Origin of the sequence: Embleya sp. NPDC056575 (assembly GCF_042793325.1) — a bacterium.
Taxonomy (GTDB): Bacteria; Actinomycetota; Actinomycetes; order Streptomycetales; family Streptomycetaceae; genus Embleya.
This window is the reverse complement of sequence record NZ_JBHTVA010000050.1, coordinates 74,890-84,584: the sequence shown is the minus strand read 5'-3', so window position 1 is coordinate 84,584 and position 9,695 is coordinate 74,890. Positions and strand designations below refer to the sequence as shown.

The window sequence follows — 9,695 nt, the reverse complement described above, 5'->3', positions numbered from 1 at the left end:
TTCGGGAGTCGTGCCGACACCGAATCCGAGCCGGACCCCGATCCGACGACGCAGGGAGCCATCATGATCATCGAACACGCGGACATCACCGTCACCGCCGGCCGCGAGGCCGAATTCGAGGCCGCGTTCCTGCGCGGGCGCGAGGTGGTCGCGAAGTCGGCCGGGTTCCGCTGGGCCCGGCTGGTGCGCCAGATCGAGTCGCCGACGTCGTACCTGCTGCTGATCGGCTGGGAGACGCTGGAGGCGCACACGGTCGGCTTCCGCGAGTCGGAGCTGTTCCCGCAGTGGCGCGGGATCGTGGGCGAGTTCTTCGCGGTGCCGCCGACGATCGTGCACTACGAGAGCGACCTGACGCCGGTGGACGAGGGCTGAGGCGGGTTGTCGGTCGGCTGGGCACCTGGTCTCCGGGCCTCCGGGCCTCGCGACCTCCCGGTTTCCGGGCCTCCCGGTCACCCGGCCTCCGGGCGTTTGGCCTCCCGGGGCTCCTGTTCCCGTTTCGGGGCGGGGCCTCGGTGTGGCTCGGCCGGGTCAGCCCGGCGGTGTTTCGCGGGTACCCGGCAGGTGGATCCTGGCGATCGTGCCCGGGCCGTCGGCGGCCGGTTCCAGGGTCACCGTGCCGCCGCCGTCGGCCACCGTGCGGGCGACGATGGACAGGCCCAGGCCGGAGCCGGGCAGGCCGCGGGCGGCGGGCGCGCGCCAGAAACGTTCGAACACATAGGGGGCGTCGGCGGCGGCGATGCCCGGGCCGTGGTCGCGCACGGTGAGGCGGCCGTCCGCGAGCCGGACCGTCACGACCCCCTCAGGCCCGCCGAACTTGAGCGCGTTGTCCAGCAGGTTGACCACCGCCCGCTCCAGCGCGGCCGGCTCGCCGCGCACGTACCAGGGGCTGACGTCCACCTCGATCCGCGCGTCGGGCGCCCGCAACCGGGCCCGCTCCGCCGCGCGTTCGACCGCCGAGTGCAGCGCGGCGGCCTCGGCCGGCGGCTGGCCGGCCACGTGGTCCGGGCGGGCCAGCAGCAGCAGATCGCCGACCAGGTCGGAGAGTTCGACCAGTTGCGCCTTCACGTTGTGCAGCAGGCGTTCCTTGTCGGCCGGCGGGATCGAGCGGCCGGTCTGTTCGCTGCGCAGCAGCAGATCGGTATTGGTGCGCAACGAGGTGAGCGGAGTGCGCAGTTCGTGCCCCGCGTCGGCGATCAGCCGTTGCTGGCGCAGCCGGGACGCCTTGAGCGAGGCCGTCATCGCGTTGAACGAGCGCCCCAGGCGGGCGATCTCGTCCTTGCCCGCGATCGGGATCACCGTGTCCAAGTCCTCGGTGCGGGCCACGTGTTCGGCCGCCTCGGTGAGCCGGTCCACCGGCTTGAGCGCGGCCCGGGCGACCAGCAGGCCCAGCGTGGCCGCGCCCAGGACGCCGATCGCGCTCACCGCGACGAGCCACGTGGCCAGGCTGTCCAGCGAACTCTCGATCTCGTCGAGCGGCCGGGACACGGAGACCGCGGTGTCCCGGCTGACGTGCTGCGTCATCACCCGCACGTGCTGCCCGCTCTTGGTGGTGGCGTCGTGGAAGACCACCTTCTTCGTGCCCGACGCGTCCGCCGCCACCGCCTTGTCGTCCTCGGTCACCGGGACCGGGCTGACCGGCACCGCGCTGCTGCCCTGCTGGGTGCAGAACCAGCCGTCGCCGCGCACCACCTGATACGTCAACAGGCCGCGCTGGAACGGCGGCGCGGGACGCAGGCAGATGTCCGCGATGGTCGTCGCCTGGCCGCCGCGCGGGTTCAGGAACGGCGTCCCGGTGGTGGCCAGGGTCCGGTCCATCTGTTCGCGCAGCTGATTGCGGGTCAGCACCCAGCAGGTGACCGCCGCCGCCGCGACCGCGAGGGCGACGGCGAGCGCGGTGAGCAGCGCCAGGCGGGCGCGCAGCGGCAGATGACGGCTCATCAGGACGGCGCCTCCGCGGTACGCAGGACGTAGCCGACGCCGCGAACGGTGTGCACGAGCCGGGGCAGGCCGCCGGTCTCGGTCTTGCGCCGCAGGTACATCACGTACACGTCGAGCGAATTGGACGCGGGTTCGAAGTCGAACCCCCATACGTTGTGCAGGATCTGCTCCCGGGTCAGCACCTGGCGCGGGTGGGTGAGCAACAGTTCGAGCAGGGTGTACTCGGTGCGGGTCAGGTCGATCGTCCGGCCCGCACGGGTGACCTCGCGCGAGGCGGTGTCCATCCGCAGGTCGGCGTAGGCGAGCACGTCGTCGCGGGCCTCCTCGCGCGCGCCGGCCATCGCGCTGCGGCGCAGCAGCGCGCGTACCCGGGCCAGCAGCTCGTCCAGCTCGAACGGCTTGACCAGGTAGTCGTCCGCGCCCGCGTCGAGCCCGGTGACCCGGTCGCCCACCGCGTCGCGCGCGGTGAGCATCAGTACCGGGAGCGTGTCGCCCCGGGCGCGCAGTCGGCGGCACGCGGTCAGTCCGTCCATGCGGGGCATCAGTACGTCGAGCAGCACCAGGTCCGGTTCGTCGCCCGCGATCGCGGTGAGCGCGGCCACCCCCTCGTCGGCGAGGGTGACCCGGTAGCCCTCGAAGCGCAGGCTGGATTCGAGGGCCTCGCGGACGGCGGGCTCGTCGTCCACGACGAGAATGTGCGGCGGCGTTCCGGTGTCGGCGGCGGGCGTCATGGCGGGCGTCATGGCGGGCGACTCCTTCATTCGGCGGCGGATCCCGGGGGATCCGGTTACTCCGGGTCGCCCCACGGTCGCACGCGGACACCTTCCGTGTGGACTCGGTACAAAGCGTGTCGTGCCAATGTGCGCGCTCGACATGAAAGGAACATGAATGCGACGCGGTTCGATCGAAGCCGACCCCCGCATGTGAGGATCGAGGTAGCGCGACGGGCCCTCGCGCGTGCCGATCGAGGTGGTGGCCTCGATCGACCGAACGGGGGGCCGACGACACACGCGGGTGCCGCGACCGGCAACATACGCGGCACCGGGCGCGCGGTTTGGGCCACCCCCGAAACCCCGCGCCGATCGCCCCGAACCCGGAGGTACACCGTGGAGCCCGAGCCGGTACGCACGAGCCTGGACGACAAGGCCGGCCACCCGCACCCGACCGACGATCCGGTCCGGATGACCCTGGACGACGGCATCGCGACCATCACGCTGGACTCGCCCGCCAACCGCAACGCACTGTCCGCGCGCCTGGTCGCCCGGCTGCGCCACCACCTCGCCGAGGCGGGCGTGGACGAGCGGGTGCGGGCGGTGGTGCTCACCCACACCGGGCCGACCTTCTGTTCGGGCATGGACCTGCGCGAGGCGGCGGCGGGCGGGATGGCCCAGGGCGCGGAGCAACTGCTCGCGCTGCTGCGCCTGGTGGTCGAGGTGCCGGTGCCGGTGGTCGCACACCTGCGCGGCAACGCGCGCGCCGGCGGGATCGGCCTGGTCGGCGCGGCGGATCTGGCGATCGCGCCGGCGCAGGCGACGTTCGCGTTCACCGAGGCGCGGCTCGGGCTCAGCCCGGCGGTGATCTCGCTGACCACCGCGCCCCGGATGGATCCGCGGTCGGTGTCGCGGTACTACCTCACCGGCGATGTGTTCGACGGCGCGGAGGCGCAGCGGATCGGCCTGTTGACCCGCGCGGTGGACGGGCCCGAAGGCGCGGACGAGGCGGTGGCGGCGCTGGTCGCGTCGTTCCGGCTGTGCTCGCGGCAGGGGTTGGTCGAGTCGAAGAAGTTGACGATCGGTGCGTTGCAGGCCGGTTTCGACCGGGACGGGCGGGAGTTGGCCCGCCGCTCGGCGGAACTGTTCGCCTCGGCCGACGCGACGGAGGGTATGGCGGCGTTTCGGGAGAAGCGGGCGCCGAAGTGGGTGAGCGAGGGGGGCGCAGGGCGATGACGGGTCCTGCGCGGTGTGTAACCGTGAATGGTCGGGCGGGAGTTGCCGCGACGTGACCGGCGAACTCTTCCCGGTGCCCCGGGAGCGGGTCGAACTCGCTCCCGGGGCCTGGCACGTGCCGGACTGGCTTTCGCTCGACGAGCAGCGGGAGTTGGTGGTCGCGGCCCGCGCGTGGGCCACGCCGCCGGCCGGCATGCGGCAGGTGGTGATGCCCTCGGGCGGGGTGATGAGCGTACGCAGCGTGTGTCTCGGCCTGCACTGGGAGCCGTACCGCTACAGCGAGTTCCTGCCGGACGGCACGCCGGTGAAGCCGTTCCCGGCGCTGCTCGGGGCGCTGGCGCGGCGGGCGGTGGTCGAGGTGTACGGGACCGTTCCGGCCGACCCGTACGACATCGGCCTGGTCAACCACTACGACGCCAAGGCGAGCATGGGCCTGCACCGCGACGCGGACGAGGCGTCGCCGGCGCCGGTGGTGTCGCTGAGCATCGGTGACAGGTGTGTGTTCCGCTTCGGCAACACCGAGACGCGCACCCGTCCGTGGACCGACGTGGAGTTGTACAGCGGCGACCTGATCGTCTTCGGCGGCCCGTCCCGACTCGCCTACCACGGGGTACCGAGGATCCGCCCGGGCACGGGCGACCCGGCGACGGGCCTGGCGGGCGGCCGGCTCAACGTCACCATCCGGGCGTCGGGGCGGCGGGGTGGTGGCGACGTGACGCGCTAGCGGTCGAAGGTGCCCGGCTTGAACTCCACGGGGCCCACGTCCATGGCGAAGCTGCCGTCCGGGAACAGGACCGGGCGGTTTTCGTAGGACCCGTCGCTGTAGGTCTCCACGTGGTGGATGGCGACGCCGTCGGCGACGGTGAAGTCCACCAGGGCGATGGCGACCCAGTACGACAGGTCGTTGTCGTGGTACAGGGGGGCGGTGACGGTGGTCCCCCTGCCGTCGCTGACGACCGCCTTGGCGCCATAGCTCTTGAAGCTTCCCAAGCCGTTGTCGATCGCGCTGTAGGCGCAGATCAGCACGAATCCCTGCTGCCGGGGGACGGTGATGCGGACCGTCTCGATGCCGGGTATCACGGCGTCCCGGTCGAGCGCCATGTACGGGGGCTCGGTCGCCGAGCCGAGGTGATTCCAATAGACCGCGCCGTGACGGGGGTCGTTCTTCGCGCGGTTGATCACGCGCTTTCGGGACTTCGGGAGATTTTGGGGCTCGATGCTCCGGGCGATCGTCGCGGCGGACGCGTCGGTCACGTCGTGGCGGGTGATGTACAGCGCGTACAGGTCCAGGTCCGCGCCTTGGTCGCGCCGATCCGCGCTGCCGCCGTCCCATTCGAGGGTTGCCGTGAGTACGCCCGACGCGAGGTTCTTGTCCAGGGCGATGGTGGCGCTCGCACCCTTGTCGAGGTCGATCCTGCGGAGGGCGGGCGGCGGTTGCGCGGTGGCGACCGCGGCGGGGGAGGGGGTGGGCGGCCCGGTTCCGGTGGTGTTTCCGGCGATGTCGACGCCGAAGTCGGCGGCCACGCCCGCGAGTCCGGACGCGTACCCTTGCCCGATCGCCCGGATCTTCCAGTTGCCGCCGTGCCGGTATACCTCCGCCAGGACCATGGCCGTCTCGCCGCGGTGGAGGTCCGGGATGGCGAAGGCGAAGGTGCCGGGGCCGGTGCCGGTGCTCGCGACCGCGCGGAGCCCGGCGACCTGGGCGAATGTCGTCCCGGCCGGGGCGTCGACGTCGATCGCGGCGACGATCGCGACACGTTCGACGTCGGCGGGTATCACCTCGGGCTCCAGGTCGACCCGCGCCGCCCCACCGTCGATGGTGAGCCGCACAGCACCGGCTTCCGATCTCGGGTTGTTGAAGAACACCATGTCGGCGTCGCCGCGCACGGAGCCCCCGGAGTCGAGGAGCAGCGCGGACACATCCACGCCCACCGCATGCTGCCAGGTCACCTCGATCGATATCGGACCGGTGGGCAGAGCCGCGTTCGCCCCGGGAAGAAGTTCCATGACGCGCGACTCTATTGCGGTTCGTGGTGGGCGAGTACTCGTCCGAGCAGCCCGTCCACGCGCCGCAGTTGCCGTGGTCGACGCGGTACCGGCGACCGGGTCGGGCCTGGCTGGTCGGTCCGGACTCGTACGGCGGTGCGAACCCCGGGGAATCGGCGAAATGCGGATCGTCCTCGAAGGTGTTCGCGGTGCCGGCCGATCCGACGACCCATGCCTCCATCGACGGCACCGGCTGGGTCCAGGAGTGCGTCGACAGGGCGCCGCTGACCGAGGTGGGGCAGGTCTTCCGGATGGCCATGTATCACGCCAGGCACCCGGACGGCGACTACCGGATGGCCAACCAGGTCCGCGTCCTCGACGCGCCACACGCCATCGGCTGGGCGCCCGGAATGGAACAGGCCGACGGCGGCCTGGAGTTCGGAGGCTGGACCTGGCGCTACGACCTCAAGCCGCTCGACGCGTCACAAACCGAGGTCACCCTCACCTACGACTGGTCGGCGGCGTCGGAACCCGCCCGGGAGCGCTTCCAATTCCCACCCTTCGGCCCCGGACACCTCCCCAACTCCCTGCGCCACCTGGCCGAACTCGCCGCCGACAGGTGACGGGACCGCTCGACGCTCAGACAGGTCGGGTCATCGGTCCTTCGCGGTACATTTCGTCGGCGGGTGCGGTGGTGATCCTGTCGGCCCGTGCGCCGTAGGCGTATTCGACCATCCACCGGTCACCGTCGTGCCAAATACGGGTGATGGTCCCGAGGTGGTGATGTCGCCCGTGGCGGTCGACCTTGCGCCACAGGGGTTCGCCGACGGCCCAGGGAGGCGTGGGCGTGTCGGTCATGATCTCTCCTTGCGTATGGAACGGGACGACGGGGTCGCGGATTTCGGCACGCGGTGCGCGGTGCACGATCATCCGCACATAACCCGGGGAGAACCCGGTAATACGAGCAATGCCCTCGATCGATACGCCACCCCGATACGCATCGGCCACGGCACCGCGCAACGCAACCCCGGCGGCGCGGCAGTGCAGGTGGTGGGCGCGCTGCCGATGCGGTGGGGCGGTCGCGGGGTCGGGCCGGCGGCCCGCAAGTCGATCGCGCTCGGCGGCGGTTGCACCGAGACGTCCAAGAAGCGGTGGGTACACGGCCCTGCTTTCGGTGGTGGATCGGCGGACGGCCCGGCCCGGCCGGGTGTGCGGGGGTCTTCAGGCACCCGGCCGGACAAGGGATCGAGCCCCCGGTCCCGCAGCCGCGCCGGTGGCCGCAGGACCGGGGGTGCCGCCCGCAGGAAACGGTCGGAGCGGGCGGCGTCGGGCGTGGCTCAGCCGCCCGAGTCCAAACCGCGCCCGACCAACGGCGCCGGAAAGGTCCGCATCAAATACACCCGCGCCTCATGCACCAGAGCCGTCAACTCCGCCCGCGTCACATCGAGGACGGCACCATCGGGCACGGAAATCCGGATCGGACGAACCTCGTCGCCGGACGGGGACACGGAAATCATGTGGGCCTCCAGCAAGCAAGTGAACACCGGACCCCGCATTCGCGCCGGTAGCCACGGTGATCGAACGCCGCCCACCGGGTATGGCTGGAAACGAGCGATGCCGGCGAGCGGTTCGCCATCAGTTCGGGGCGGTTCGGGATGAGTATCGCGATCGAAGGGCGATTTCCTGTCATGCCCACAAGTCTGCGACCCAACCTCTACCGTTACCAGCAGTAGCGCCTGCACACAGCGTGTACTCCTCGGGGTTCGCAAAATACAGAACCGCCCGCGCCGGTACACCGCGTGTACAGGCCGGTCTCGCTCTCTACGGGCGGCAATCGGAAGGCGCACGCAGTGGACGGCAGCAACTCGAACCCGCTTGCGGAGATGTTCGGCGCTCAGCTCAAACACCTTCGAGAGCAGGCCGGCTTGAGCAAAGAGGCGTTGGGCGACAAGATCGGCAACAGCCCGCACACCATCACGGCTTGGGAGCGTGGAGCCCGTATTCCGCAGGTGGACACGGTCTCGACGCTCAGCAAGCTGCTTGGCGGGCAGGGCATGCTGCTCGTAGGTGCCAAGCACCTCAAAGACCCCACTTTCCCGGGCTTCTTCGCTGTCTTTGCCGAGGAGGAGGAGACGGCCCACTCGCTCTACAGCTACGAGAACGTGGCCGTTCCCGGACTTCTCCAGACGCCCCGATACGCGCAGCACATGATCAGCGCCTACCGACCGGCCCTGGACGACGAGGACATCGAACGGTGGGTAACGGGCAGGCTGGAGCGCCAACGGCTGTTGACCCGCAAGCCTGCGGCGGATCTGGGCTTCATTCTGGAGGAGTGGATCCTCCGGAGGCCGTTCGGTGGGCGAGAGGTCCAACGCCAACAGGTTCAACGCGTTCACGAGGTGGCCGCGATGCGGAACGTGTCGGTGCAGATCATGCCGATGGAGTGCGAGGAACACGCCGGAATGGACGGTCCGATGACGATTCTGGAGACCAGGGACGGGCGCACGCTGGGCTACGTCGAGGGCCAGGGCGGCAGTTACTGGATCTCGGATCCGGACGGAGTACGGTCCGTCATTCAGCGGTATGGAATCCTGCGTTCGCAGGCACTCGACGTTCGGGAATCGCTCAAGCGGATCGAGCAGATTGCAGGGGAGCTATGACCGTACCCACCGCAGCTCACACAACGCTGTGGCGCAAGTCCAGCTATAGCGGGAGTCAGGGCGGGAACTGCGTCGAGGTCGCCGAACTGACCGACGTGATCGGAATCCGCGACAGCAAGCTCGGCGAATCGCCGATCATTCGGACCGGATCCGAAGCGTGGGCAGCACTCCTCGACGCCACTCGCTGAACGCGCGACCCGAGCCCGCCTCCGAAACTACGGAAGGCGGGCTCGGATTCCCTGAAAGACGGGTCGATGAATTCGGGCACCGGCGCCTCCGGGTAATCCCTCCGCCAAGCAGCGAACAGGACCTGCCGTCTCATCGGCGCCTCACCGCACTCTGCCGCGCATTCCCGGTGCGACAGCCTTCTTCGCGACCGCCACCGCCGACCGCGTCGGCATCACGATGGTGGCCGAGGCCCTGGTTGGCCTCAACTCGCCCGCCCGATCGACTACTTCGACGCTGCCACGCCGGTCGACCGCCCACGCCACAACACTGGCAGTGCTGCTGACCCGGCCGACACCGGCCCGAGTGGCCTCATGACCCAGAGCTGGGCACGGGTCGGCACCACCATCCCGCAACTGGACGCACTGTCCCAAGCCCACCGGGTTGCACTGCCGCGCGAGCGACGGCCCGCAGAACCACCTGGCGCCTTCGCGTGGAAGTCCCCGGCAAACGCGGCAGATTTACCCAGCCGCCCCGTCCCTGCTCGGCATCTCAACGCGAACGGGCACACCGCCCCGACCACCATCCCGGCAGCCGCCCATGCCACGCATCGCCGCACCGCCGATGTCAGCCACGACCCCGCTTCGCGGTCGTGGGCTCGGCCAGTCCCAACCTCACCATCGGCACGTTCGTCGGCCGGTGCAAATCCCCGTACCGGCACTCACACTCGAACCCGACGCAGCGCCCACAGCCGCACCAATCCCCACGACATCGAACGGCGCCGGCCTATCGCCCGACCGACCGTACGGCCCACGCCGCCCACCATGGCCGCCGACACAGCCGATGGGGGCCACGAAGAGCTTGCCACTCGCGAGCCTCCCACCACCCGCAGCAGCCACGCCACGGGCGCTGGAACCGGCAATCGCCCTGACCGCCACGCCGATACTCCTGTCGGCGTACACCGAGCCGCCGCGCCCCAACCATCCTCTTCGGGCAACTC

11 protein-coding genes are annotated in these 9,695 nt (G+C 70.5%); 6 read left to right on the top strand and 5 right to left on the bottom strand.

Annotation, left to right across the window (positions count from 1 at the left end; translation table 11 throughout):
* Nucleotides 1-372: antibiotic biosynthesis monooxygenase family protein (locus ACFRCG_RS32940; RefSeq protein ID WP_380038243.1), on the top strand; the 372-nt coding region annotated here is incomplete at its 5' end.
* A 156-nt stretch (nt 373-528) separates the two neighbouring features.
* On the opposite strand, the gene ACFRCG_RS32935 is transcribed toward ACFRCG_RS32940, so the two are convergent.
* Both ACFRCG_RS32935 and ACFRCG_RS32930 read right to left on the bottom strand, forming a co-directional pair.
* Complete coding sequence (locus ACFRCG_RS32935) at nt 529-1,938, bottom strand: sensor histidine kinase (RefSeq protein WP_380038241.1); 1,410 nt, start codon at nt 1,936-1,938, stop codon at nt 529-531.
* The gene (locus tag ACFRCG_RS32930; RefSeq protein ID WP_380038249.1) at nt 1,938-2,669 is read right to left on the bottom strand and encodes a response regulator transcription factor; all 732 of its coding nucleotides are present in this window, start codon (nt 2,667-2,669) and stop codon (nt 1,938-1,940) included. The genes ACFRCG_RS32935 and ACFRCG_RS32930 overlap by 1 nt, the downstream gene beginning before the upstream one ends.
* Before the next feature lie 375 nt (nt 2,670-3,044).
* On the opposite strand from ACFRCG_RS32930, the gene ACFRCG_RS32925 reads away from it, so the two are divergent.
* Both ACFRCG_RS32925 and ACFRCG_RS32920 read left to right on the top strand, forming a co-directional pair.
* Nucleotides 3,045-3,884 carry an enoyl-CoA hydratase family protein gene (locus tag ACFRCG_RS32925; RefSeq protein ID WP_380038239.1) on the top strand — a complete coding sequence of 280 codons (840 nt, stop codon included), beginning with the start codon at nt 3,045-3,047 and terminating at the stop codon, nt 3,882-3,884.
* 52 nt (nt 3,885-3,936) lie between these two features.
* The gene (locus ACFRCG_RS32920) at nt 3,937-4,608 is read left to right on the top strand and encodes an alpha-ketoglutarate-dependent dioxygenase AlkB family protein (protein WP_380038237.1); all 672 of its coding nucleotides are present in this window, start codon (nt 3,937-3,939) and stop codon (nt 4,606-4,608) included.
* On the opposite strand, the gene ACFRCG_RS32915 is transcribed toward ACFRCG_RS32920, so the two are convergent.
* Nucleotides 4,605-5,891 (bottom strand): TerD family protein, encoded by a 1,287-nt coding sequence (locus tag ACFRCG_RS32915; RefSeq protein ID WP_380038235.1) that lies wholly within the window; start codon nt 5,889-5,891, stop codon nt 4,605-4,607. The genes ACFRCG_RS32920 and ACFRCG_RS32915 overlap by 4 nt on opposite strands.
* A 23-nt stretch (nt 5,892-5,914) precedes the next feature.
* On the opposite strand from ACFRCG_RS32915, the gene ACFRCG_RS32910 reads away from it, so the two are divergent.
* Complete coding sequence (locus ACFRCG_RS32910) at nt 5,915-6,493, top strand: polyketide cyclase (RefSeq protein WP_380038232.1); 579 nt, start codon at nt 5,915-5,917, stop codon at nt 6,491-6,493.
* A 16-nt stretch (nt 6,494-6,509) separates the two neighbouring features.
* Here ACFRCG_RS32910 and ACFRCG_RS32905 read toward each other — a convergent pair whose 3' ends face one another.
* Nucleotides 6,510-7,031 (bottom strand): hypothetical protein, encoded by a 522-nt coding sequence (locus ACFRCG_RS32905; RefSeq protein WP_380038230.1) that lies wholly within the window; start codon nt 7,029-7,031, stop codon nt 6,510-6,512.
* Nucleotides 7,032-7,207: 176 nt separating this feature from the next.
* Nucleotides 7,208-7,387 carry a hypothetical protein gene (locus tag ACFRCG_RS32900; RefSeq protein WP_380038228.1) on the bottom strand — a complete coding sequence of 60 codons (180 nt, stop codon included), beginning with the start codon at nt 7,385-7,387 and terminating at the stop codon, nt 7,208-7,210.
* A 333-nt stretch (nt 7,388-7,720) separates the two neighbouring features.
* On the opposite strand from ACFRCG_RS32900, the gene ACFRCG_RS32895 reads away from it, so the two are divergent.
* Nucleotides 7,721-8,530 carry a Scr1 family TA system antitoxin-like transcriptional regulator gene (locus tag ACFRCG_RS32895; RefSeq protein ID WP_380038226.1) on the top strand — a complete coding sequence of 270 codons (810 nt, stop codon included), beginning with the start codon at nt 7,721-7,723 and terminating at the stop codon, nt 8,528-8,530.
* The gene (locus tag ACFRCG_RS32890) at nt 8,527-8,718 is read left to right on the top strand and encodes a DUF397 domain-containing protein (protein WP_380038224.1); all 192 of its coding nucleotides are present in this window, start codon (nt 8,527-8,529) and stop codon (nt 8,716-8,718) included. The genes ACFRCG_RS32895 and ACFRCG_RS32890 overlap by 4 nt, the downstream gene beginning before the upstream one ends.
* Nucleotides 8,719-9,695 lie beyond the last annotated feature (977 nt).